Raw genomic sequence first — 23,255 nt, 5'->3', positions numbered from 1 at the left:
TTATTGTTTAACTAAAATATTTGATATGAGCAAAATCATTAAAACAATATTAACTCCTGCTTTAAAGCTTTGGTTAAATTCACAGGTTGAAAAACTAGAAGCTTTAAATCTATTTATTGAAGGTAATGATTATCAAATTTTAAACGGTTATTTACCTGAAGTAACATTAAGTAGTTATAGACTAATTTATAAGGGATTATCTCTAGAAGAAATTAAATTAAAAGTAAATGATGTTCGTATAAATATAGGTCAAATTTTAAGAGGACAATCTTTAAAATTATTAGAAGATATTAGAATATCTGGGAAAGTCGCTATTAGTAATGAAAGTCTAAAAGTATCTATTTCTTCAAATATACTTCAGGATGGTATTAAATATCTGTTAAATACTCTATTAAAAAATCAAGAATTTACAGAGTTTTTTCAAAAAATAAATATTATGGATTCTCAGTTAGAAGAGATTTATATTGATTATTCTCATATAACCATACAAATAGCATTTTTATATAAAGATGCTGTGCAATCTATTACGATTAAGATGAAGCCTAATATAGTTTCTCCTCAAATACTTAGCCTAAAAGAAGTAGAAATCAAAAGCTTATCTGAAGAGATTGTCTGCTTAAATGAAGAAATATTAATAGATTTAGGGCAAGATATTAATATTAATCAAATTTCTTTGGATAATGGTAAGTTATTTTGTCAATGTGAATTAAAAATTTATTCTTAAATATCATAATTATAAAACTTCATATTCTCTTGAAAAAATAATCTAAATAATTTACATTTAAATTTTTATATTACTTACTTTGCAAAATAGTACTTTACAAGAGAGAATAACTAAAGACCATTATTAAAAAATAATTTATAATCTATTTCGTGGATAACATTCGTACCGTTTCTGAGACAAAACGTGAGTTCTATAATTTTTTTACTAAGCCAATTAGCTCAATTTATAGAAGATTTATAGAAGAGCTCCTAGTAGAAATGCATTTACTATCAGTAAATGCAGATTATCAATACAGCCCTATTTATGCTTTAGGAGTTGTTACTTTATTTGAAAAGTTCATGTATAGATATCAACCAGATGATCATCAAGATCTAATATTTGATGCATTATGTAAATCAACTGGAGGAGATACTAAACAATACCGACAAGAATCAAATACCATACTGAATGAAGCCGAGACATTATCCATATCAAATTTCAAAGAAGATTTCACAAAATCAGCTCAAGAAAAAGTTAATGACAAGTTACTTTGGAAATCTTATTATTCTATAGCTCAAAATCCTAAATTTAAATATAGCCGCTTATTAGCTATTGGTTTATATTCTTTACTAGAAAAGATTAGCTCTGATTTAGTAGAGAGTAAAGAAGAGTATAATAAAGCAATAGAACAAATAGCTAATGATTTAGGGCTTTCATCAGAAAGAATACAAAAAGATATTGAACTATACTGTAGTAACTTAGAAAAGATGCAACAGCTACTAATAGCTATTGAAGATTCATTAGAATTTGGTCGTAAAAAGCGTATTTCTCAGCAAGAAGAAGATACTCTTAAGACAAATGATAATGAATTAAAAGAAGAATAGTATCATGCCTTAACTATCATATATTTAACTAATAATTTAGTTAAATATTGGTTAGACATTAAGCAGCATCAAAAAATCTGACATAATGTTTTTGATTAATTAGATTTATCTTTAATAACCTGTGAAATCGCTCTTTCAATTTTCTCCCCCCGCCAAACAAACTAATAAGAAAAAAGGATTAGAAACTTTCGGAGGTGTTTACACTCCTTCTACTCTTACCATCCTTGGTGTGATCATGTATCTTCGCTTTGGCTGGGTAGTTGGTAATGCAGGATTGATGGGAGCTTTTCTAATCGTTATTTTAGCCAATTCTATAACTTTTTTTACAGCTCTTTCTGTATGTGCTATAGCTACAGATCGCGTCATCAGAACTGGAGGAGCTTACTACATGATTAGTCGCTCTCTTGGTATTGAAACTGGTGGTGCAGTAGGTATTCCATTATATTTTGCTCAGGCTCTTTCTGTAGCTCTTTATACTATTGGTTTTGCTGAAAGTGTTGTAGCCGCTTTTCCTTTGTTAAATCTTAATCAACTTTATATTGCTTTAGTTGTAACAGTTGGAGTTGGGATAATAAGTATAACATCAGCAAAAATTGCAATAAAAGCGCAATACTTTATTATGGCCGCTATCGCATTATCCTTGCTGTCTTTTTACTTTGGTTATCCAGTTGAAGAAGTTAATATGGAAATGTGGGTAACTGATAAAGAACCCTTTTGGGCTGTTTTTGCAGTTTTTTTTCCAGCTGTAACAGGCATTATGGCTGGTGTAAATATGTCAGGAGACTTGCGTGATCCAATTAGGTCACTACCTATTGGTACTTTAGCTGCTGTAGGTACAGGATTTTTAATTTATATTACGTTACCAATATTTCTAGCAATGCGCGCTAATGGTAGTACCTTGATAGCAGAACCCTTGATAATGCAAAGAATGGCACTCTGGGGACCAGCTATTTCCGTTGGAGTTTGGGGAGCGACTTTAAGTAGTGCAATTGGTAGCATATTGGGAGCCCCTCGTATTCTTCAGGCTTTAGCTAGAGATGGTATTTTACCTTCATGGATGAGGTTCCTTGGCCAAGGCAGTGGTCCTGATGATGAACCAAAGATAGGAACTTTAGTAACCTTTGTAATAGCTCTTGCGGCAGTTTGTATTGGAGATTTAAATTTAATAGCTCCAATATTAACTATGTTTTTCCTAACCACCTACTTAGTTTTAAACATTTCTGCTGGAGTAGAAGGTGTATTAAATAGTCCTTCTTTCCGTCCCTCTTTTAAAGTACATTGGATATTTTCATGGTTAGGTGCGATAGGTTGTCTAGGAGTAATGTTTCTGATTGATACAATAGCTACCTGTGTTGCAGGAGTAGTAGTAATCAGTATTTATTTTTGGGTACGTCAGAGAGAATTATCAGCAACTTGGGGAGATGTAAGAAGGGGTGTTTGGATGGCAATCTTACGCATGGCTATCTTGCAAACCGATCATACTAACGATACTAAAAACTGGAGACCTCAATTTTTAGTATTATCTGGAGCACCTACTAAACGTTGGCCTTTAATTCAGCTAGCGCAGGCTTTGACTTATAATCGTGGTTTGATAACTGTTTCTAGTGTTTTACCTGTAGGTTCACGAGATGTAGCGAGACAAGCAATTTTAGAGAAGCGTATTAGAGACTACTTGCAGAGAAGAGGAGTAAAAGCTCTAGTTAGATTGGTGACAGCTCCTGATCCATTTGATGGAGCAGAAAGATTAGTAGAAACTTACGGCTTGGGATCAATTGTACCAAATACAATTTTATTGGGTGATTCTCAACAAACAAGCCACCGTGAGCGCTATTGTCAAATGATCGCGAATTTTCACAAAGCACAAAGAAATGTAATTGTCTTAAGAGAAAATCCTGACCTATTATATAATCCATGGAAAGAGTCAAAAAATCGGCGCTGTCATATAGACGTATGGTGGAGTGGAGGTAGACAAGGAAATGGTAGCTTAATGCTAGTTCTAGCTTACTTACTATGTTCAAATCCTCAATGGAGAAAGGGAAAAATTCATTTAAAGTTAGTAGTAACCGAAGAAAGCGCTGTTAAAGAAGCTCAACATAATTTAAGTAAATTAGTTCAAGATCTACGAATTGGTGCAACATCAGAAGTGATTCTCTCCAACGGACGTAGTTTCACGACTATTTTAGAACAGTCTTCAATTGGAGCAGATTTCGTGTTTTTGGGAATGCCTTCCCCTGACAAATCATTTGTTCCTAACTATGAAAAACTACAGCAATGGACTAAGGCATTACCTACCATAATATTTGTTTTGGCTGCGCCAGAATTTAATTTTCATGAAGTTTTAGGAGAAAATTAAATTAGCACATAAAAATACTTAGTCCAAATATATTATTTTTTTAATGTGTTAACGATGATTTGTGATCAAATATATATATATGTGTATCTTTTTGTTGGGGTAGGTCTTTATGACTCAAGGAAAGCTGATCACTGTTTATTTTTTTAGTATTTAGATTATTCGTCAATTGTAAAAAACCACTTAATGGATCAATATCACAATTTTCTTCATCAGCAGCAGAAGTTCGATAATGAGTAGGAATCATAACTTTAGGGTTTAAGACCTTCATTGCTTGTACTCCTTCTACCGCATTATAAGTTTTTGGTCCACCACCAACTGGAATACAGGCAATATCAGGATTACCTAACAAGATTTTTTGTTCTAGATCAATTGGTGCTGCTGCTCCACCTAAATGCACTATACGAATACCTGCTTGTGACCAACGCCAAGCAACATTATTTCCAAATTGTTTTCCACCTTTTTTGTCATGATCAATACTAATGCCTTGAAATCCTAATCCATTAATTTTATATACTCCTGGTTGATATAGTATCCGAGGGTTACCCGGTAAACCTTCAGTAGCTCCTTCATCCCACATTTGGCTACTAACAATGACTAGATCTGCTTCTACTTTTGGTAAGCGGTAACCTGCAGTACATCCAATAGTTCTAAAAGGATTAACTAAAACTTTTAAGCCACCACCACTAAATAAGAAGGATGTATGACCTAAATATTTAATTGATAAAGAGCTTAAAGCTTTCGCTTGAGCACTTGTTTGAGATTGAGAGTACGGAATTATTTGTGAAGCAAGCAAAGCACTGATGCCAGAGTAAGTTATGAACTGTCGTCTTTTCATTATGAATATTAAAAAATAAAATATATATTGCTAAAATGTTTAATTACTTAACCCTAAGTTGGATTTTATTTAGTTTCTGTTAATAAAAAATTAGACAGTAAGAGATATCATAATTATTTTTACTTTACAAATAAAAGTAATTTATAAATATTATGAGTTGAAAATTATATCTAAAATAGATGGAGTAATAACAAAAAATGCGACTAATAAAGCTGCAATTGCTGAAACCATAACAGAACCAGCGGCACAATCCTTGGCAACTTTTGCTAGTTCGTGGTACGACTGACCAACAGTTAAATCAACAATTGATTCTAGAGCTGTATTTAGTAGTTCTAAAATCAGTACTAGCGCGCAAGTAAGAGTAATAATAGCCATACTAACTGGACTAACTTTCAAAAATCCAGAAACACTAATTGCAACAGCTGTCATAATAGTATGAATACGAAAATTACGTTGTGTCGCAAAAGTGTAGCAAATTCCTGTCCAAGCATACTGAAAGCTTAGAAATATATTAGGTGAAATATGCCAAGCTGATTTTCTTCTGCTTTCTAAAGGATATTTCTCTTTTACTAGTTGTGAAATATGATTTGGTTTTAGATTAGCAGTATCTGGAAATAATCCAGTAGAAGAAAAACGGTTCATTTTAAAATCAGCTTTCATAATCTTTAACTTCACTAAGTTGTATAAAGAGTAATTTGTTTTTTGTAAAAGCTATTAACTTGGCATATATTCTAAGTTAAAACTTTTACTAAAGACCAATAACAATTAACAAAGTTTCTTATTCATAAAACATTGTCATTAATGTAACTTAACTAGAGATGAGTTACATTCACTAACCCTCATTTCTTATATGACATCTTACAAGCAATTGTTTAAAAAAGTATTAACGAGTTAAATAAGCAAGACCAATTAAGAAAGCTAACAACCCTATGGTGGTTACAAAAAAATGTTTTAGAGAAGTGACCTTTTTACGAACCATATTACGCATGGCTAGTTTAACATAACTAGCATCTGGTTCGATATTTTGATTTTCTAATGTATCGTGTTTATTGGATGTAGATTTACTGGTCATAAAATCTCCAAATACTAGTTTTTAATTACTTAGTAGCTTTTTTACTGCTTAGTAATAAGTTTACTAATAGATATTTATTTAAGTTTAATTTTACATATTTAAAATCTTATCATACTAAAGTTATGGATATTAAACCTCAAAAATTAATAGATTTAGCTCTTCGTAGAGGAGCTTCTCATGCCGAAGTTTACCAATCTAAGTTTAAATCTAGCTCTGTTTTATTTGAAACCAATAATTTAAAAAGCTTAGAAAGCTCTGACTCACAAGGAATAGCTTTACGACTATGGAAAGAGGGTGCGCCAGGATTAGCTGTTGCTTATGGAGAGTTTGATAGTGATGAGTTAGCCGATAAAGCGATCGCTTTATCGGCTCTTAATAATACTGAAAGTATCGAGCTTAATCATTCATATACAAATTTTCAACCCAACAAAAAAGATTCTATATCTATTGAACAATTGATCGAGTCAGGGAAAAACGCAATTAACCAATTACGAGACATTCATGGAGAAGCTGTTTGTAATGGAGAATTTATTCATTCAGACTATTTTACATGTTTAGTAAATTCTTTAGGACTCCATTGTGAACGCAATCAATCGTTAGTCAATTATTATTTAGAACTAGAATTACCTACGGAAGAAGATTTCCTTAGTGTTTATGATAATAAACTTGCTCAGGGACAAGGAAAAAATGAAATTCAGCAGACAGTAAAAACTATCTTACAACGGTTGGAATGGGCAAAAAAAACTACTTTAGCTCCAAAAGGCTACATACCAGTATTGTTTACGCCTAATGGCTCTTCTATGTTGTGGAATACGGTATCTGAAGCGCTTAATAGTAAATTCGCTTTGGATAAGACATCTCCTTGGAGTGATAAATTACAAAAACAAGTTATGTCAAACTCTCTAACTTTATCTCAAAATCCAAAATATAAACCTTATATTGTTCCTTTTGACGATGAAGGAACAAGTACTCAAAAATTATCTCTGATTAAAAAAGGTAATTTGCAACAATTTTACAATAATCTTGCCAACGCAAAAATGCTAGGAATGAAAAGTACAGGCAACGGTTTTCGACCTAATTTAAAAAGTTATCCAACACCTACATTAATTAATTTAATAGTAGAACCTGGAGAAGAAAGTTTTAGTAATTTAATCAAAAAACTAGACCAATGCATAATTATAGACTTAGCCCTAGGAAAAAAGATTGACATATCAGGTGATTTTTCTATCAATATAGAACTAGGATATTTTGTCCAAGATGGTTTGATAAGTGGAAGAGTGAAAAATACTGTAGTAACAGGTAATGTTTATAAAGTATTAGAAAACATTATTGGAATAGCTAATGATCCATGCTGGATTAATTCAATTCATACTCCATCTTTATTAGTAGAAGGACTTTCAATAATTAATTAAAATTTAATTCCTATTATTGATATTTATGAAAATGAAAAACTATCAAAACAAAATACCCCTTGTCATAACTAAAGTTTTAACAGGGGGAATAAATTAAATCACACTACATCAAGAAAGTATAAATAGTGAGAATTATTTTTAATGGCTTACTGTTTTACGGATAACTTTACCAGTATTACGATTATGCTTACTATTTTTAGAGTTATATTTATTAGACTTACGACCAATAACTGGTTTTGGCGTAGCCGCTTCAGGAACTTCCCAGTCAGTTTTCATCCAATCAGGACAGTCTTGATCATAAATCATCTGAAGGGCTGCAGCAGCAATTGCTTGGGAGTCGTATTCCGTACTTAATTCGCTTACTAAAGGTAAAAAAGAAGCCATTCTTTCTCCTATCAATGACTCTTTAATTAAATTCTGTAATTTCCCTAGCCGCTTTGCTTCGACTTCTGAGCGATTAGGTATTTTGCAGATATCTATTTTTTGACGAAGTTTTCGCTCAATCTGTCTAATCATTCTACGATCAGCAGATTCTACAATAGAAATTGCTTTTCCAGTTTTACCAGCTCTTCCAGTACGACCAATACGATGGATATAAGTTTCGCTATTATCTGGTAAGTCATAGTTGATTACATGACTTAAACCTTCTACATCCAAACCTCTTGCAGCAATATCTGTAGCTACGACCAGTTTTATTCTGCCGTCTCTAAAACGATGCACCAACCTTTCTCTTTGTGATTGACTGAGGTTACCATGATATTCATCTACACAATGGCCAATTTCTTGTAGTCTTGTAGTTAAATCTGAAGCTGTTTGCTTAGTACGTACAAAAATAATGGCTGATTCCGGATCTTCTATCTCTAAGACAGGTTGCAATGCTTTACGCTTCGACCACCCTCTGGGAACCATGTATATGTTTTGCTCTATTCGAGTAGGAGCAGCTTGAGTTCTTTCAACAGATATAGTTACTGGAGATTTTAGAAACTGATTGACAAGTTCTCTTATCTCTCTTGGCATTGTTGCAGAAAAGCAAGCAGTGCTACGACTTTCAGGCGTTTTTTTGAGTATGGTTTTTACATCATCAATAAAACCCATACTAAGCATTTCATCAGCTTCATCGAGAACAGCCCAACGTAAAGAATCTAAAATTAATTTCTTCCGTTCTATAAGATCAATAACCCTTCCTGGAGTTCCTACTACAATTTGTACTCCTCTTTCTAAGCTTCGAATTTGTCTGTCTATAGATTGACCACCATAGACAGTTAGTATATAGAGGCGCCTTCTGACTGTGAAATCTTTCAAAGCTTCAGCAACTTGTTGAGCAAGTTCACGAGTAGGCGTTAAAATTAAGACTTGAACACTAGGATCTTGTATATCAACTTTTTCAAGTATGGGAAGAGAATAGGCTGCAGTTTTACCTGTTCCTGTTTGTGATTGTCCTAATACATCATGTCCCTCTAACATTAAAGGAATTGCTTTTTCCTGAATTTCTGTAGGATTTTCAAATCCGAGCTCTTTTAATTTATTTACGCGAGTTTCGGATAGTCCTAAGTTCTCGAAAGAAATAGTCATAAGTTCTTTATGGTTAATAGGTTTACTGTAAGTTGAAAATTTAATAGGGTATGGTCAGGTTTTAATAGTAGTTTTCAAACTATTTTTTGTTTTAACGAGTGTTATTACTGAGTTTTTTTATTCTCATTTTAATAAATGTAAAAATAAATATTTAAGTTTGAACAACTTTTCCATAGAGATCATAAGCATCAGCTTTAGTAATTTCAACTGGAATAATTGAATTTAATTGAGCTTTGCCTTTAACAAAAACGACTCCATCTACATCAGGAGAAGACTTAATTGAACGCCCTATATATTGGTGAGTTTTTGTATTTTCCTGTTCAATCAATACTTTTACTATTTTCCCAACATATTGTTGGTTCTTCCTGTTAGAAATAGGCTGCTGTATTTCCATCAGATAGTCTCGTCTTTCTTGAGCTATTTCCAATGGTACTTGATCAGGCATTTTGTAAGAAGGAGTTCCTTCTTCTGGAGAAAATACAAAAACTCCAACATGATCAAAATGATGCCTCTTGATAAATTTTACTAAATGTTCAAAATATTCATCTGTTTCGCCAGGAAAACCAACGATGAAAGTCGTACGTAAAACGACATCTGGAATAGATGCTCTAATAGATTTAATAATTTCATCATTTATTGCTTCTTTCCAAGGCCGATTCATAGCTTTTAGAATTTTAGGATGAGAATGTTGTAATGGTAGATCCAGGTAAGGAATGACATTTGGTACTTCTTTCACAGCCTTAAGAACTTCTGCCGTTAATCCTGTAGGGTATGCATAGTGAACACGTATCCAAGGAACATTAACTTTCCCTAGCGCTTGTAAGAGTTCAGCTAATTTAACTTTCCCATAAAGATCTAGTCCATAGTTTGTAGTAATCTGCGAAACGATAATAATCTCTTGTACACCTTCATTAGCCAATTGTTGAGCTTCCGCAACAATAGACTCGATAGTACGGGATCTTTGATTTCCTCGTAAATGAGGAATAATACAAAAAGTACAACGGTAATTACATCCTTCTGCTATTCTCAGGTAAGCTACTCCTTCGTTAGTAGTCCGATAGCGTGGAACAGTTTCGTCAGCGATAAAAGTAGGTTTCTGAGATATATCTATTACTCTTTCACCTAACTCAACACGTTGAACAGTTTTAACAATTTCTTGGTAGTTTCCTGTACCAACAATTGCTACAACTTCAGGTAACTCTTCAAGCAATTGATCTTGAAAATGTTGAGCCATGCAGCCAGCAATAATAATTTTTTTATTATTTTCAGCTAGTTCTACTAAAGTACGAACTGATTCTTCTCTAGCTTGTTGAATAAAGCTACAAGTATTTACGACAACATAGTCAGCGAGATTTTCGTTTGAACTAACAGAATATCCTTCTGCTGCTAATAGCCCTAAAATATGTTCTGAATCTATTCGGTTTTTCTCACAGCCTAGATGTGAAATTGCAATAGCTGGTTTCTTGACCATGTATATTGGTTTTACCCCTTATCTACCATGGGGCGAAAACTAAGCAAGTCCTTCAGCGTAGCCTTTTGGCTAGAATTGGTATTTGGGATGCTGGTTTGCCCCTTTCATTTTTTAATATGCTAACAGAAAGTTTTTTAAAAAACAAGCTGTGTTACCAACTTACTTTCCATAACTACATTTTCAATAGTATAAATTTGACATTAATTATTTTCATCTTTAAACATACTAATTGTCATTTAAATCTTACACTTGTAAAGTAAGTTAGAATCATACAACCATTTTCATAATATATTCTAAATTTGGATAAAAAATACGTTATGCATAATTCATAAACAGTTATAACAGCATCTATTTATCTTACTCCTAAAAACTTGTGAGTTTGTAAACTCATACGCCATTCGGGATGCTTACAAATATATTTATAGATCAAAGAACTGCTTGTCCTACTATTCCATTCTGGTTGTAAAAAATTAATTGATTGAGAATTAGTTTTACTTTTTTGCTTTTCTGCCCATTCAAAGTCTTTTTGATCAGCTATTATAATTTTTAATTCGCTTGCTTTAACATAAATACTTTCATGAGGAGCCTTGAAAGGCTTGGGTGAAAATGTTACCCAATTAAAATTACCACTAAAAGGGTAGGAGCCAGAAGTTTCTAAATGAATCTTCATTCCTAATTTTCGTAATTTATCAGTTAAAGGGAAAAGGTTATACATCAAAGGTTCCCCACCAGTAATAACTACAATACTTGCATTAGCTTGTTGAGCTTTTGTACTTAACATTTCAGAAGAATATTTTGGGAATGTTTTATCTGTCCATGATTCTTTTTGATCACACCATGGACAGCCGACATTGCATCCAGCTAAACGGATAAAAAATGCACTAACACCTGTCCAGGCACCTTCACCTTGAATAGAATGGAAAGTTTCAGCTATAGGATAGGTTGTTAAGTCAGAGTTGAGTTCAGTTAATTTTTCCATGATTTTAAATATTCAAACCTAGAATTAGAATCAATAAAGTTTTATTAGGAATAATAAGTTTTCCAATGGTTTAGATAAAGAATAATGATCACAACATTTGAACTTTATGGGTTACATAATATTTTCAATCAATGTTCTTCAAATAAAGTTTCGTTTGTCATTATTTATAAAATACAATTTAATACTTGGATTGTATAGATTGCTTAAACATACTAATTATAGGAAATAGTTTTGATATATGTTTATAGTATTTTTAAAAAATTGTTTTTAAAATTGATATGATACATTTTTTTGCTTTATTTCTTGAAAGCAATATTCCTTATCCTGTTTGTTAAAAAACAAATAATAGATTTCCTTCTAAATACTGTGCTATATTAAATTATCAGGGACGTATAGCTCAGTTGGTTAGAGCACATCGTTGACATCGATGGGGTCACTGGTTCGAATCCAGTTATGTCCATAAAAGTTACACTGTGCAATTAATTTAAGTATTTATCAATACTTACGAATATTTCGCTCCTAAAATAGTCTTGGGAAACTAATATTTATTAATACATTATTGCTTTTGTTAATAAGCTTCGTCTTAACTGATCTAATGCGCTATATTCGCTTAACGAGCGAATACAGTTTCTTTTGTGATGTCCAAAAAAACATTTTATACTGCTAGCTTTATTCTTGGGATCGGCAATGCCAATGTATACTAAACCAACAGGTTTGGTAAGTGTTCCTCCTTCTGGACCGGCAATACCAGTGATACTTAAACCCCAAGAAGTTCCCAACTTATTTTTAATACCTAAAGCCATTTCTTTTGCAGTATTAGAACTAACTGCTCCATGAATATCTAAAGTCTGTTTTGATACTTTCAACAAGGATATTTTTACTTGATTATTGTATGCAATTACACCTCCTGCAAAATAATTTGAGCTACCAGGAAAAGAACTTAAGAATGCTCCCAATCCTCCTCCTGTACAGGATTCTGCTACAGAGATCGTATCTTTATTTCTTACTAACAATTTAGCAACGACTTTCATTAAAGTATCATAATCATGTCCATAGCAATCTAACTGGGTAGCTTTGCGTATTTCTGTAGCAATAGGCTGAAGAATTGCAATTGCTTCTTCCTTAGAACCTTTTTTAGTACAGATTTTTAGGCATATCTCACCTAAGAAAGTATCAAAATATACTTCAATTTGCTTTAGAGTAAATAAATGATTAACTTTTATTCTTAAAGCTAATTCACTAATTCCGCGACAACGTAATATTTTACTAAAAATGGTCTTTTGATCTCTATACAAGAAATTTAAATGGAAAAGACATAATCTCTTTACATATTTGCTTTATTTTTACAAAAACTTTATTGAAAAACCTACATTTATGTAGAGAAGTATCAGCATTATTTAGTGTGATTAAAGTTTTTGCTTGTTGCTTAGTCATAAATAATTATTTTTTATCAACTCTACAGCATCTCTCCCATCTGTTTCCTGAAAATAAACTTTTACTTGTTCCTTAGATGATGTAGGTAACTTTTTCCCGATAAAGTCAGGATGAATAGGTAATTCTCTATGACCTCGATCTATAAGTACTAGTAATCGAATGATCTCTGGTCTCCCATATTCATTAATAGCATTAAGGGCAGCACGAATTGTTCTTCCTTTGTAGATAACGTCATCAACTAAAATTACAGTTTTACCAGTTATATCAAAAGAAAATGTAGCTTTAACTGGAGTTCTAGTTTTAATTCTATCCAAGTCATCTCTATAAAAAGTAATATCTATAGAACCTACAGGAACTTTAAAATTTTCTAATACTTCTATTTGTTGCGCTAGCATATAAGCTAAAGGAACGCCTCTAGTATGGATGCCTAATAGAACAATATCGGATAAATCACCTGATTTTTCAATTACTTGAGAAGCTAAACGAGTTAAGACTTGTCTTATTTTTTCGGCTGAAAGAATATTTGTTCTCATTTTATTCTTATCTATTTCGTATCTTTTTACTTTGTTTAGATTTTTAATATTGAACCAGAAATTACTTTATTAATAAAGTTTTAATAGTTATTGTGGTAAATATATACTAAAAAATTTTAATTAACTTATCACTTACAGCTAATTAAAATAGAAGAATAACATCATTTCTGTTTTTATAATTTTTTGCAAATTAAAATCTTCATTTGATTGTATATCGTTTCTTAAGAACAAAAACTCTATCTTTAAACAAAACTTAATTAAAATCCTATTATCATGAATCTAGATTTGGTTGATAGAAAGTTAAATTAGTGTCTCCATAATATTTTTTTCTTATAATTTTTAATTTTTTTATCTCTTTTGCCTTCCATAGTCTTGAATCATGTTCTACAGCAATCTCTCCGCTTTTAGCTAAGATATTTTTTATTGCAATTAATTCAAGAGTAGGTTGATATAAGTTACTTCTATAAGGAGGATCAAAATAAATAAAATCAAATTGTTGCTCTTCTAAACTATTCAGAATTCTTAAAGCATCACCTTTGATAACTTTAAAGCTTTTTTCAGAACTTGAAATTTTTAGCCAATTTGTATTAATAACTGCGCAAGCTTTTCCATGTTTTTCAATTCCAACCACTAAAGTTGCTCCTCTATAAAGAGCTTCGTATCCTATCGCTCCACTTCCTGCGCATAAGTCTAGTAAACTACATCCTGTAATTTTACCTTGCCAAATATTAAATAACGCTTCTTTAACTTTAGAAGAAGTAGGCCTAATCGTTTTTCCTAATAGTGTTTTTAGCTTTTGATTCCTATCAATTCTCATTAGCTCTTTTATTGTGTAAATGTATTGAGATGTACTATATATATATTTTTTTACAAATTATATATATAGTAACAATTATCCTCTTCACATTTTTTCTTGTTTTTGAAGTCAGTAATATGTAGAAAAAATCCGATTAAAACTTTATCATAGTTTACTGTTATCGATAATGGATAGATTATCGATAACAATAAACTACTCATGTAAGTGTTGAAGACGTTCTCGTAAAATATTAGCCTGTTGTCTGGCTTCTTCAAGAGCATTGTGTGTTTTTGTAACTACTTCTTCAGGAGCTTTTGCAATAAACTTAGAATTCCCTAAACGTTGTGCTAGGGTATTAGCTTCATTTTCTATTTTATTTAGACTTTTTCCTAACTTCTGACGAAGGAGAGGTACGTCAACTATTCCTGACAACGGAATTAAAACCTGTATATTTCTTACAACCCCAGTAAAAACTTGCTCTGTCTCCGTTTCTAGTTCAGAAACAATCGTTATTTTATTGAGCTTGCCTAGATCTTGAATATATTTATGACCTATTTTTAATGTATTTTGTGTTGTTTGGCTTTCGGTTTGTAGTATTACAGAAGCTTTTGTCTTAGGTTTAATATCTAATTCAGCTCGCAAATTACGAACACTTTTGATCACATCAAATAACAAGTCAAATGAGGTTTCTACATCTTCTTTTATATAATTTAAGTCAGAAGTGGGATATGCTTGTAGAGCAATAAATTCATTATTTTTTCGTGTTAATGTTTGCCAAATTTCTTCTGTAATATGAGGCATGAATGGATGTAATAGTTTCAATATTCCATCCAAAATATATGCTAGAGTTTGTTGAGCACCTAAAGAAGAATCTGTATTTTCTGATAATCGAGATTTTACTAATTCAATATATGAATCACAAAAATCACTCCAAATGAAATCATATAATCCTTTTGCTGCCTCGCCTAAACCATAGCTATCTATATGATTAATAGTTTGTTTAGTTACTTTTTGAAATCTTGACAATATCCAATAATCAGCTAGATCCAAATATTCAGTATTAAGATTTCCTATATCATCTCGAATTTCCTCCTTCAAATTCATTATGACAAATCTCGCTGCATTCCAAAGTTTATTCGCAAAGTTTCTAGATGCCTCTACAGATTCAGATTCATTTGTTTTTCTGTTGTACTGTAAAGTCACATCTTGACCTGCTCCTGCAACTTCTTTGATTAGAGTATAACGGAGTGCGTCAGTACCATATTTATCTATCAAAATCAATGGATCTATTCCATTATTAGAAGATTTTGACATTTTTTTACCATTTTCGTCCCTAACTAATCCATGGATATAAACATCTTTGAAAGGCATTTGATCTGTAAAATATCCAGCCATCATGGTCATTCTTGCTACCCAAAAGAAAATAATATCAAATCCTGTAACAAGAGTGCTTGTAGGGTAATAAGTTGCAAAATCTTCAGTATTTTCTGGCCAACCTAGTGTAGAAAAAGGCCATAAACCTGAAGAGAACCAAGTATCTAAAACATCAGGATCCTGTTTTAGCTGGATATCATTACCATATTCTTTTCTTGCTTTCTCCAAGGCTTCGCTTTCATCATAGGCCACAATAAAAGGCGTATCATCAGTTATTAATCCATCAGTTTGGCTAATTACATACCATGCAGGTATTTGATGTCCCCACCATAGCTGGCGTGAAATACACCAGTCTTTTAGCTTTACTAACCAATCTCTATAAACCTTTGTCCATCGTTGAGGAATGAAACGAGGTGAATTATCTTCGTCTAGAAATTTAAGTGCTTTTTTAGAAAGCGGTTCGATTTTTACAAACCATTGAGTAGAAAGTAACGGTTCAATAGGAACTTTGCCGCGATCACTATATGGAACAGAGTGATAATGATCTTCAACTTTAATTAAAAAGCCATCCTGCTCTAATCTTTTAACAATATTCTTACGAGCTTCGTATCGGTCTTGTCCTTGAAACTCTCCTGTATTCTCATTTAAACTGCCATCTTTATTAAGAATATTAATAAAAGGTAAATTATGACGAGTTCCTATGGCAAAGTCATTAGGATCGTGAGCAGGAGTGATTTTTACAGATCCAGTTCCAAAATCAGAGTCAACTGATTCATCTGCAACTATCAAAATTTCTCGGCCTACAATAGGTAATATTAAAGTTTTTCCAATTAGTTTTTTATATCGTTCATCATTTGGGTGAACAGCTACTCCTGTGTCACCTAAAATAGTTTCAGGCCTAGTAGTAGCAACATCTACATAGCCACTATTATCCTTTAAAGGGTATCGAAAATACCATAAGTTTCCTTTAACTTCTCTATTCTCTACCTCTAAGTCTGATACAGCAGATAAAGAAGCAGGACACCAATTAATTAGATATTTACCTCTATAAATTAATTCTGCTTCATATAGTTTTATAAAAGCAGTTTTAACTGCTTTAGATAATCCTTCATCTAAAGTAAAACGTTCTCTTGACCAATCAGCAGATAAGCCAACTTGTTTTAATTGAGATACTATCTTTCCTCCTGATGATTGCTTCCATTCCCAAGCCCTTTTAAGAAAATTTTCACGACCAATTTCATAACGAGTCTTGTCTTCTTCTTTTAATTGTTTATCAAGAATACTATGAACCGCAATACTAGCGTGATCAGTTCCAGGAAGGCATAATGTGTTTTTTCCGCTCATCCTGTGGTAGCGAACTAATACATCCATTAAACAATCTTCAAATGCATGGCCCATGTGAAGGCTGCCTGTAACGTTAGGAGGAGGGATGACCATGCAAAAAATTTTTTCTTTTTTTGTTGCCTCAGCTTTAAAAACTTGATGAGTTTCCCAAGCTTTTTGCCATTTAGACTCTGTTAACTTAGGATCGTATTTAGTTGACAATTCAAATGTGTTTATAGTCATTTAAAATATTAATAATTATCTATTTTTAATTAAATTGTGCCATATCATCAGAATTTCAGTATAGCTAACATAAGTTAGCTATTAGAAATTAATTTTTTTTTCCACTTCAACAATATAGAGAAGTAGTTCTCTTTTCATAAGCAATATTTTTGAATCAAGAAATTTTTTGGTTCAAAAATATACTAGAAATTTTATATTGACTATTTACTAAATAGTTTTTCAAACTACATAAAGATGACAGACATATGTTACCTCTTAATAGGTTATTAAATTTTGATATATTAAACCGAGTAAATCTGATTAAAGCAAAGTTTTTTATTTTTATACCCGAAAACTCCAAAAATTTGCTAGCCTAATTTAATACTTAGGGAATGGAATATAAAAACGTGGATATTATTATTGGTTATGGTAAAAAAGCCAGAAGAGCTTACGGTATGAATGAAATCGCTCTTGTACCTGGCACATGTACTTTAGACCCTGCTCTAATAGATACCAGTTGGAGTATCGGAGGCATAAAAAGAGATATACCTATTCTTGCAAGTGCTATGGATGGAGTGGTAGATGTTAAGATGGCTAACTTACTTTCGGATCTTGGAGCTATAGGAGTTCTAAATCTAGAAGGTATTCAAACTCGTTACGATGATACTACCCCAATTATTGAAAAAATCGCTTCTGTAGGAAAAACAGAGTTTGTAGAATTAATGCAAAAACTTTATGCAGAACCGATTAAACCCGAATTAATCAAAAAAAGAATTGAAAATATTAAATCTTCTGGAAGTATTGCTGCAGTAAGCTTAACTCCTTTGGGAGCTTCTAAATATGGAAAAATTGTAGCTGATTCAGGAGCAGACTTACTGTTTGTTCAAGCTACAGTAGTTTCAACTAATCACTTAACACCAGAATCTATTTCTTCTCTTGACTTACAACAATTTTGTAAAGATATGCCAATACCAGTTGTCTTTGGAAACTGTGTAACTTATGAAGTTGCCTTAGAGCTTATGGAGGCTGGGGCTGCAGGAATTTTAGTCGGCATTGGGCCAGGAGCTGCTTGTACTTCCAGGGGCGTTTTGGGGATAGGAGTTCCACAGCCTACAGCTATTGCTGATTGTGCTGCAGCACGTGATGAGTACTACAAGAGAACAGGAGTATATACACCTATCATTGCAGATGGAGGAATTATTACTGGGGGAGATATCTGTAAATGCATAGCTTGCGGTGCTGATTCAGTAATGATAGGTTCTCCAGTAGCTCGTGCTGTAGAAGCGCCTGGTAGAGGATATCATTGGGGAATGGCTACACCATCTCCTGTTTTGCCAAGAGGTACAAGAATAAATGTTGGTACAACAGGGACTATAGAAGAAGTTTTAATTGGGCCTGCTAAGTTAGATGATGGAACTCATAATCTATTAGGAGCTTTAAAAACTAGTATGAGTACATTAGGCGCTCAAAACATCAAAGAAATGCAAAAAGTTGAAGTAGTAATTGCACCTTCTCTCTTAACAGAGGGAAAAGTTTATCAAAAAGCCCAACAACTAGGCATGGGTAAGTAAATATGACAGATAGGGATAGTAAGTAAAAAAATATTTTTTTACTTACTATCCTTATTTATTATTAAATTAATAAATAAGTTTTAATAAAAAAGTTGACCATATGTCATTACAATATACTTATTGAATAATAATTAGTCTAAATATCTATAAAATTCATCAAATCTTTTGAGAATTATCTGGCTTTTAATCAACGAAATATAAAGCTAACATCATGAACCTATGGCAAAGACTTAGAAATAATCATTTAGCAATTTTTGGAATAACTGTATTAGCTGTCTTATATGTGGTTGTTATTGCTGCAGATTTTATTGCTCCATATGCTCCTTATACATCTCAACTAAATGGTTCTTTACTACCTCCTACACCAATTTATTTGACACTCCAAGATGGACCACTTAAGGGTAAATATATTGGACCTCATGTTTATCCAACTAGTCAAAATCCTACGAATATTGAGACGGGAGAACGTAATTTAAGTATTAATTTCCATAATCCATCTCCTATCCGTTTATTTGTAAAAGGGAATAGTTATAAATTATTTAACTTAAATATCCCTTTACCTCCTTCTTTTAAAGAAATTGAAATATTTCCTGGAATCCCAACTGATATTCATCTTATAGGAACTATTGGTGCAGGTAAATTAAACCTACTAGGAACTGATGAACAAGGAAGAGATCAATTCAGTCGATTATTATTTGGGGGAAGAGTTAGTTTGTTTATTGGCTTAATAGGAATTATGATATCTTTTCCTATAGGCGTAATTATTGGAGGGATTGCTGGGTACTTTGGTGGATGGATTGATACAATTTTAATGCGTTTAGTAGAAGTTCTAATGACAATTCCAGGAATCTACCTATTAGTTGCTTTAGCTACAATAATTCCTCCAAGTCTAAGTAATACAAAGCGATTCATTTTAATAATTTTAATAACATCTTTTATAGGTTGGGCAGGGCTTGCTAGAGTTGTTAGAGGACAAGTACTTTCTTTAAAAGATCAAGAATTTGTTCAAGCTGCTAAAACTATGGGGGCAAGTAATCAAAGAATTATTTTTTACCATATCTTGCCTCAAACAATCACTTATATTATAATTTCTGCCACATTAACAATCCCTGAGTTTATTGTTTCAGAGTCAGTTTTAAGTTTAATAGGTCTAGGAATTCAACAACCCGATGCTAGTTGGGGAAATTTACTTTCAGTATCCACTAATGCCTCAATTTTAGTACTACAACCTTGGTTAATCTGGCCTCCAGCTTTGGCAATTATTTTAACAGTTTTATCTTTTAACTTACTCGGAGATGGTTTAAGAGATGCTTTAGATCCAAATACTTTAGAGTAGTAGAAAATTCTATTTAATAGTTTTTGTAAAAACTAAAGTTATATAGATTTAATTCCCCAAAATATAAGATTTCTATCTACTTTTAGTTTCCTAAAATTATTTGAATCTGTCTCAATAAAATAATTATATAAAATAATCGAATCGCCTCCTGTCAGAATAATATGACTCCTCGGATAACTTATTAGCCAGTTGTCTATAAATGTTTTAATACCACTAACTATTGTATATATTATTCCACTCTTAATTGCTTCCATAGTATTCCCTGACCATTGACATGGTAGCCTTTTAGGAAAATCAACATTAGGTAGAGTTTGAATTTTATTTGATAATGAATCAAACTGTAGTTTTAATCCTGGTAAGATTGCTCCTCCTATAAAAGTAGAGTGTTGATCTACTCCCGTAAAAGTTAAAGCAGTTCCTGCATCAATTACCAAGCAAGGAAAGCTATATGTTATTCCAGCTCCAAAAACAGCTAAAGCTCTGTCTATTCCCATATTAAAATAAAGGTTATTTATTGGAATATCACTTATTTCTATAATATTAACATTAGAATATTCTCTCCACATAGCAGTTTGCTCTGGTACAACAGAAGCTACTATAAGTGGCAAAGTATTAGGAATATTAGCAAGTAAGACTTCAGAGGGTAATATTAAATTGTTAATAGGCTTATTATAATAATGCGTATCCCAGCAACTATGTAAAAATCCATTTTTAAAATATCCCCAGTGCAAATGAGAATTACCAATTACTAATGCTAACCATTCTATTGATTTTGTAAATGTCATAGTACTCTTAATATAAAAGTAATTAAATTAATAACTCTTGTTTTAACTACCTTGAAAAAGATTATTTTTTAAATTAATAACTTAAGACGTTTATCTAAAATAACTTTAAAATTTATTTTTTGTGATTAAATACATAACCTGAATCACTTTTATATACTAAAGTAGTAATTACCGTACTATAAATTAAAAAAACTTGCATAAACTGAATATATCAGTTAAAAAGAATGTAATGGGAATACTTCTCTAAATATAAGTATTAGATAAACGTATATTGCTCTAATCATATATAGAAATATTAAAAAAGAAGTTGATCTGAAAACATTTGTACAATTTAGTAAACATAAATTGATTGAGTTTATGACAAAGCAACTCACTCATCCTATGATGAAGTTTCAACGTAAAGTTTCTTTGCTGGTAGAGTCAAAAGTTCTTAAGCCAAGTGATAGTATATGGAAATTAGCTCTTCTTTATGACAATGAATGGTCTTATTGGAAAAAAGAATTATTAGATTTTGGTTTTGTAATGCAAGATCCTGTAAGTGAGGTTTTACTTGTTGAGGCATGGGATGAAGAATAACTACTTATACAAATACCATCATTAATATTTGACTATAGGTATTGTTAAGCCTAGCTCCTGTTAGAATTAATAATATCCTCTTAGCCTAGGGGTATTTTAAAGCCAACCTACTTAAAGTCTTTTCGAAGCGATTACTACAATTATTAACCATTCTAAAAATAGCTTATTTGATATAGCATGTAGACTATTTTTAATGTTAGTGTAAATTTATTAAGGTTGTTACCTGTTAAGGAGACATCTATGCTACACCGCAAGATTTATCAACTTTGTACAGAAGGTCGAGAAGTTTGCCTGTTCTTGCGGGATCAGCAACGTTGGATTGATGGAGCGACCATTCTATCTTTGGAAGGAGACTTAGTCATTATTCGATATGAAACTGAAGAAGATGATGAAATTAGTTCTTGGGAAGAAATGGTAAGGCTAGAAAGCATTGGGGCAATTAGTCAAAAGATTGCATCTGTCTCACGCTATAACTCTGAGATTACTGTATCTGATGAATGTCCTGAAGCTGAGCAAATACATCCACGTTTTCCAGATTCCAATCAAGATTAATAATAATGATTTAGGCATAAAGCTGTAACTTCTTTTTTTATATGAAAAAAATTTTAAAAGTATTTTCAGAGAACCTTAAAATTAAAAAAAATTATCATTTGAGATACTTTATTTCCAGAATTAATAGACAGCTCTCTTTCTATTTATTAATATTTAGAAATATCCATAATTATTATTTAAAATATTTTAAAGCTGAAACATGAGCAATCTACAAGTTATGAACGTTAAAGACAAAGTTCTTCCTGTAACCATCATTACCGGTTTTTTGGGTAGCGGTAAAACTACACTTTTAAACCATATTCTCCTTAATCAAGAAAGTAAAAATATTGGAGTTTTAGTTAATGAATTTGGAGAAATTGGAATTGATAACGAGTTGATTGTCACTAGTGAAGATAATATTGTTGAGCTCAACAACGGTTGTATTTGTTGTTCTATTAATAATGATTTAATTGAAGCTGTTTATAAAATCTTAGGATACTCTAAAAAAATTGACTACTTAGTAATAGAAACTACTGGCTTAGCAGATCCTTTGCCAATTGCATTATCTTTTCTAAATACTGATTTAAGAAGCCTAACACGCGTTGATTCTATTATTACAATGCTAGATTGCTCTAATTTTTGTCTAGATTTATTCAACTCTCAAGCTGCATATAGTCAAATAACTTATGGAGATATTATTTTACTTAATAAAACTGATTTGGTTAGCCAACAAGAGGTGAATCAATTAGAAGAACGTCTTAATAAAATGAAAGAATTTGCTAGGATTTTAAAAACTAAAAATTCTAAAGTTCCATTGCCATTAATTCTTGATTCTGAGTTATTTAATGCTGATAAATATCCTAAACATGAAAGTCATGATCATCAACATCATTTAGTAAATGATGAATTCACTTCATTTACTTTTGAGAGCAACAAACCATTTGCTATTCAAAAGTTTCAATATTTCCTCAATAATCAGTTACCTGATAACGTTTTTAGAGCAAAAGGTATTTTATGGTTTGATGAGAGTGAAAAACGTCATGTTTTTCATTTGACTGGAAAACGCTTTAGCATAGAAGATGAAGACTTTGATAAATATTTTAATAATAAATTAGTTTTAATTGGACAAAATCTTGATAAAAGAAAATTATATAAACAAATTATGAGTTGTCTATCATAGTATTTAGAATAGAATCTAAGTTAACTTCATATATCTGTTTTTCAAAATACTAACCCTAAGGTAGAGATAAAGTAGTTATATTTGAGCAAATCTCTTATATAACTACTTTATCTCTACCTTAGGGTTAATATATGTATATTGCAATTAATCAATCTTTTATCCCAAAGGATGAAAAAGAAGATCGGGAAAAAAGCGGTTAAATTCAATTAAGAGACCTGCAGTAAAGGTTAGCAGTACCATAATTAAAATAGGGGCAGTTGAGAGAAATTTTGTCAGATTTTCCATGAATCATTCTCCAATAATTTAATGAGCA

The 23,255-nt window shown here is 31.8% G+C and carries 21 protein-coding genes and 1 tRNA gene; 10 read left to right on the top strand and 12 right to left on the bottom strand.

The window, feature by feature from the left end:
- The first annotated feature begins 25 nt into the window (after positions 1 to 25).
- The 3 genes from UCYN_RS03085 (at position 26) to UCYN_RS03075 (ending at position 3,940) form a co-directional block, all read left to right on the top strand.
- Positions 26 to 724, top strand: coding sequence for an LmeA family phospholipid-binding protein (locus UCYN_RS03085; protein ID WP_012954041.1), 699 nt, complete (start codon positions 26 to 28; stop codon positions 722 to 724).
- 149 nt (positions 725 to 873) lie between these two features.
- Positions 874 to 1,587, top strand: a complete 714-nt coding sequence (gene psb29, locus UCYN_RS03080; protein WP_012954040.1) for a photosystem II biogenesis protein Psp29 — start codon at positions 874 to 876, stop codon at positions 1,585 to 1,587.
- Between the two features lie 235 nt (positions 1,588 to 1,822).
- Positions 1,823 to 3,940 (top strand): amino acid permease, encoded by a 2,118-nt coding sequence (locus UCYN_RS03075; protein WP_320408523.1) that lies wholly within the window; start codon positions 1,823 to 1,825, stop codon positions 3,938 to 3,940.
- Between the two features lie 40 nt (positions 3,941 to 3,980).
- On the opposite strand, the gene UCYN_RS03070 is transcribed toward UCYN_RS03075, so the two are convergent.
- The 3 genes from UCYN_RS03070 to UCYN_RS03060 form a co-directional block, all read right to left on the bottom strand.
- Entirely contained in the window at positions 3,981 to 4,775 is a 795-nt protein-coding gene (locus UCYN_RS03070) for an MBL fold metallo-hydrolase (protein WP_012954038.1), read from the bottom strand.
- A 150-nt stretch (positions 4,776 to 4,925) separates the two neighbouring features.
- The gene (locus tag UCYN_RS03065; protein WP_012954037.1) at positions 4,926 to 5,435 is read right to left on the bottom strand and encodes a diacylglycerol kinase; all 510 of its coding nucleotides are present in this window, start codon (positions 5,433 to 5,435) and stop codon (positions 4,926 to 4,928) included.
- A 223-nt stretch (positions 5,436 to 5,658) separates the two neighbouring features.
- Positions 5,659 to 5,847 (bottom strand): DUF3285 domain-containing protein, encoded by a 189-nt coding sequence (locus tag UCYN_RS03060; protein WP_012954036.1) that lies wholly within the window; start codon positions 5,845 to 5,847, stop codon positions 5,659 to 5,661.
- A gap of 122 nt (positions 5,848 to 5,969) precedes the next feature.
- On the opposite strand from UCYN_RS03060, the gene UCYN_RS03055 reads away from it, so the two are divergent.
- Positions 5,970 to 7,259 carry a TldD/PmbA family protein gene (locus tag UCYN_RS03055; RefSeq protein ID WP_012954035.1) on the top strand — a complete coding sequence of 430 codons (1,290 nt, stop codon included), beginning with the start codon at positions 5,970 to 5,972 and terminating at the stop codon, positions 7,257 to 7,259.
- Between the two features lie 138 nt (positions 7,260 to 7,397).
- Here the strand turns inward: UCYN_RS03055 and UCYN_RS03050 are convergent, their stop codons facing one another.
- The 3 genes from UCYN_RS03050 to UCYN_RS03040 form a co-directional block, all read right to left on the bottom strand.
- On the bottom strand, positions 7,398 to 8,831 hold the full coding sequence (locus UCYN_RS03050; protein ID WP_012954034.1) for a DEAD/DEAH box helicase: 1,434 nt from the start codon (positions 8,829 to 8,831) through the stop codon (positions 7,398 to 7,400).
- Between the two features lie 151 nt (positions 8,832 to 8,982).
- On the bottom strand, positions 8,983 to 10,302 hold the full coding sequence (gene rimO / locus UCYN_RS03045; protein ID WP_012954033.1) for a 30S ribosomal protein S12 methylthiotransferase RimO: 1,320 nt from the start codon (positions 10,300 to 10,302) through the stop codon (positions 8,983 to 8,985).
- Positions 10,303 to 10,654: 352 nt separating this feature from the next.
- Positions 10,655 to 11,281 (bottom strand): 7-carboxy-7-deazaguanine synthase QueE, encoded by a 627-nt coding sequence (locus UCYN_RS03040; RefSeq protein WP_012954032.1) that lies wholly within the window; start codon positions 11,279 to 11,281, stop codon positions 10,655 to 10,657.
- A gap of 386 nt (positions 11,282 to 11,667) precedes the next feature.
- On the opposite strand from UCYN_RS03040, the gene UCYN_RS03035 reads away from it, so the two are divergent.
- A tRNA-Val gene (locus UCYN_RS03035) sits at positions 11,668 to 11,741 on the top strand.
- Between the two features lie 88 nt (positions 11,742 to 11,829).
- Here the strand turns inward: UCYN_RS03035 and UCYN_RS03030 are convergent.
- The 4 genes from UCYN_RS03030 to UCYN_RS03015 all read right to left on the bottom strand — a co-directional run bounded on the left by UCYN_RS03030 (position 11,830) and on the right by UCYN_RS03015 (position 16,984).
- Positions 11,830 to 12,576 (bottom strand): nicotinamide-nucleotide amidohydrolase family protein, encoded by a 747-nt coding sequence (locus tag UCYN_RS03030; protein ID WP_012954031.1) that lies wholly within the window; start codon positions 12,574 to 12,576, stop codon positions 11,830 to 11,832.
- Positions 12,577 to 12,711: 135 nt separating this feature from the next.
- Positions 12,712 to 13,248, bottom strand: coding sequence for a bifunctional pyr operon transcriptional regulator/uracil phosphoribosyltransferase PyrR (pyrR, locus tag UCYN_RS03025; RefSeq protein ID WP_012954029.1), 537 nt, complete (start codon positions 13,246 to 13,248; stop codon positions 12,712 to 12,714).
- 271 nt (positions 13,249 to 13,519) lie between these two features.
- On the bottom strand, positions 13,520 to 14,065 hold the full coding sequence (gene rsmD / locus UCYN_RS03020) for a 16S rRNA (guanine(966)-N(2))-methyltransferase RsmD (RefSeq protein WP_012954028.1): 546 nt from the start codon (positions 14,063 to 14,065) through the stop codon (positions 13,520 to 13,522).
- 192 nt (positions 14,066 to 14,257) lie between these two features.
- Complete coding sequence (locus UCYN_RS03015; protein WP_012954027.1) at positions 14,258 to 16,984, bottom strand: valine--tRNA ligase; 2,727 nt, start codon at positions 16,982 to 16,984, stop codon at positions 14,258 to 14,260.
- 386 nt (positions 16,985 to 17,370) lie between these two features.
- Here UCYN_RS03015 and UCYN_RS03010 point away from each other — a divergent pair, with 386 nt between their 5' ends.
- Entirely contained in the window at positions 17,371 to 18,534 is a 1,164-nt protein-coding gene (locus UCYN_RS03010; protein ID WP_041487843.1) for a GuaB3 family IMP dehydrogenase-related protein, read from the top strand.
- Positions 18,535 to 18,745: 211 nt separating this feature from the next.
- Complete coding sequence (locus UCYN_RS03005; protein ID WP_012954025.1) at positions 18,746 to 19,870, top strand: ABC transporter permease; 1,125 nt, start codon at positions 18,746 to 18,748, stop codon at positions 19,868 to 19,870.
- A 38-nt stretch (positions 19,871 to 19,908) separates the two neighbouring features.
- Here the strand turns inward: UCYN_RS03005 and UCYN_RS03000 are convergent, their stop codons facing one another.
- Positions 19,909 to 20,655: a pantothenate kinase gene (locus UCYN_RS03000; protein ID WP_012954024.1), complete on the bottom strand. Its 747-nt coding sequence runs from the start codon at positions 20,653 to 20,655 to the stop codon at positions 19,909 to 19,911.
- Positions 20,656 to 21,012: 357 nt separating this feature from the next.
- Between UCYN_RS03000 and UCYN_RS02995 the strand changes: the two genes are divergently transcribed.
- The 3 genes from UCYN_RS02995 to UCYN_RS02985 all read left to right on the top strand — a co-directional run bounded on the left by UCYN_RS02995 (position 21,013) and on the right by UCYN_RS02985 (position 22,942).
- Positions 21,013 to 21,231 (top strand): DUF4327 family protein, encoded by a 219-nt coding sequence (locus tag UCYN_RS02995; RefSeq protein ID WP_012954023.1) that lies wholly within the window; start codon positions 21,013 to 21,015, stop codon positions 21,229 to 21,231.
- A gap of 240 nt (positions 21,232 to 21,471) precedes the next feature.
- On the top strand, positions 21,472 to 21,783 hold the full coding sequence (locus tag UCYN_RS02990) for a DUF6679 family protein (RefSeq protein ID WP_012954022.1): 312 nt from the start codon (positions 21,472 to 21,474) through the stop codon (positions 21,781 to 21,783).
- Positions 21,784 to 21,982: 199 nt separating this feature from the next.
- Positions 21,983 to 22,942 carry a CobW family GTP-binding protein gene (locus UCYN_RS02985; RefSeq protein ID WP_012954021.1) on the top strand — a complete coding sequence of 320 codons (960 nt, stop codon included), beginning with the start codon at positions 21,983 to 21,985 and terminating at the stop codon, positions 22,940 to 22,942.
- 156 nt (positions 22,943 to 23,098) lie between these two features.
- Here UCYN_RS02985 and psaJ read toward each other — a convergent pair whose 3' ends face one another.
- Positions 23,099 to 23,227: a photosystem I reaction center subunit IX gene (gene psaJ / locus UCYN_RS06105; RefSeq protein ID WP_040054926.1), complete on the bottom strand. Its 129-nt coding sequence runs from the start codon at positions 23,225 to 23,227 to the stop codon at positions 23,099 to 23,101.
- Positions 23,228 to 23,255: the final 28 nt, after the last annotated feature.

Origin of the sequence: Candidatus Atelocyanobacterium thalassa isolate ALOHA (assembly GCF_000025125.1) — a bacterium.
Lineage (GTDB): Bacteria > Cyanobacteriota > Cyanobacteriia > Cyanobacteriales > Microcystaceae > Atelocyanobacterium > Atelocyanobacterium thalassae.
The sequence above is the reverse complement of the archived record's forward strand: the minus strand, read 5'-3'. Positions and strand labels throughout refer to the sequence as shown.

Excerpts from the sequence above, each read along its gene's own strand:
- UCYN_RS03085 (WP_012954041.1), top strand. The coding sequence starts at position 26 with ATGAGCAAAATCATTAAAACAATATTAACTCCTGCTTTAAAGCTTTGG.
- UCYN_RS03075 (WP_320408523.1), top strand. The coding sequence starts at position 1,823 with ATGTATCTTCGCTTTGGCTGGGTAGTTGGTAATGCAGGATTGATGGGA.
- UCYN_RS03070 (WP_012954038.1), bottom strand. The coding sequence starts at position 4,775 with ATGAAAAGACGACAGTTCATAACTTACTCTGGCATCAGTGCTTTGCTT.
- UCYN_RS03065 (WP_012954037.1), bottom strand. The coding sequence starts at position 5,435 with ATGAAAGCTGATTTTAAAATGAACCGTTTTTCTTCTACTGGATTATTT.
- UCYN_RS03060 (WP_012954036.1), bottom strand. The coding sequence starts at position 5,847 with ATGACCAGTAAATCTACATCCAATAAACACGATACATTAGAAAATCAA.
- UCYN_RS03055 (WP_012954035.1), top strand. The coding sequence starts at position 5,970 with ATGGATATTAAACCTCAAAAATTAATAGATTTAGCTCTTCGTAGAGGA.
- UCYN_RS03050 (WP_012954034.1), bottom strand. The coding sequence starts at position 8,831 with ATGACTATTTCTTTCGAGAACTTAGGACTATCCGAAACTCGCGTAAAT.
- rimO (WP_012954033.1), bottom strand. The coding sequence starts at position 10,302 with ATGGTCAAGAAACCAGCTATTGCAATTTCACATCTAGGCTGTGAGAAA.
- UCYN_RS03040 (WP_012954032.1), bottom strand. The coding sequence starts at position 11,281 with ATGGAAAAATTAACTGAACTCAACTCTGACTTAACAACCTATCCTATA.
- pyrR (WP_012954029.1), bottom strand. The coding sequence starts at position 13,248 with ATGAGAACAAATATTCTTTCAGCCGAAAAAATAAGACAAGTCTTAACT.
- rsmD (WP_012954028.1), bottom strand. The coding sequence starts at position 14,065 with ATGAGAATTGATAGGAATCAAAAGCTAAAAACACTATTAGGAAAAACG.
- UCYN_RS03015 (WP_012954027.1), bottom strand. The coding sequence starts at position 16,984 with ATGACTATAAACACATTTGAATTGTCAACTAAATACGATCCTAAGTTA.
- UCYN_RS03005 (WP_012954025.1), top strand. The coding sequence starts at position 18,746 with ATGAACCTATGGCAAAGACTTAGAAATAATCATTTAGCAATTTTTGGA.
- UCYN_RS03000 (WP_012954024.1), bottom strand. The coding sequence starts at position 20,655 with ATGACATTTACAAAATCAATAGAATGGTTAGCATTAGTAATTGGTAAT.
- UCYN_RS02995 (WP_012954023.1), top strand. The coding sequence starts at position 21,013 with ATGACAAAGCAACTCACTCATCCTATGATGAAGTTTCAACGTAAAGTT.
- UCYN_RS02990 (WP_012954022.1), top strand. The coding sequence starts at position 21,472 with ATGCTACACCGCAAGATTTATCAACTTTGTACAGAAGGTCGAGAAGTT.
- UCYN_RS02985 (WP_012954021.1), top strand. The coding sequence starts at position 21,983 with ATGAGCAATCTACAAGTTATGAACGTTAAAGACAAAGTTCTTCCTGTA.
- psaJ (WP_040054926.1), bottom strand. The coding sequence starts at position 23,227 with ATGGAAAATCTGACAAAATTTCTCTCAACTGCCCCTATTTTAATTATG.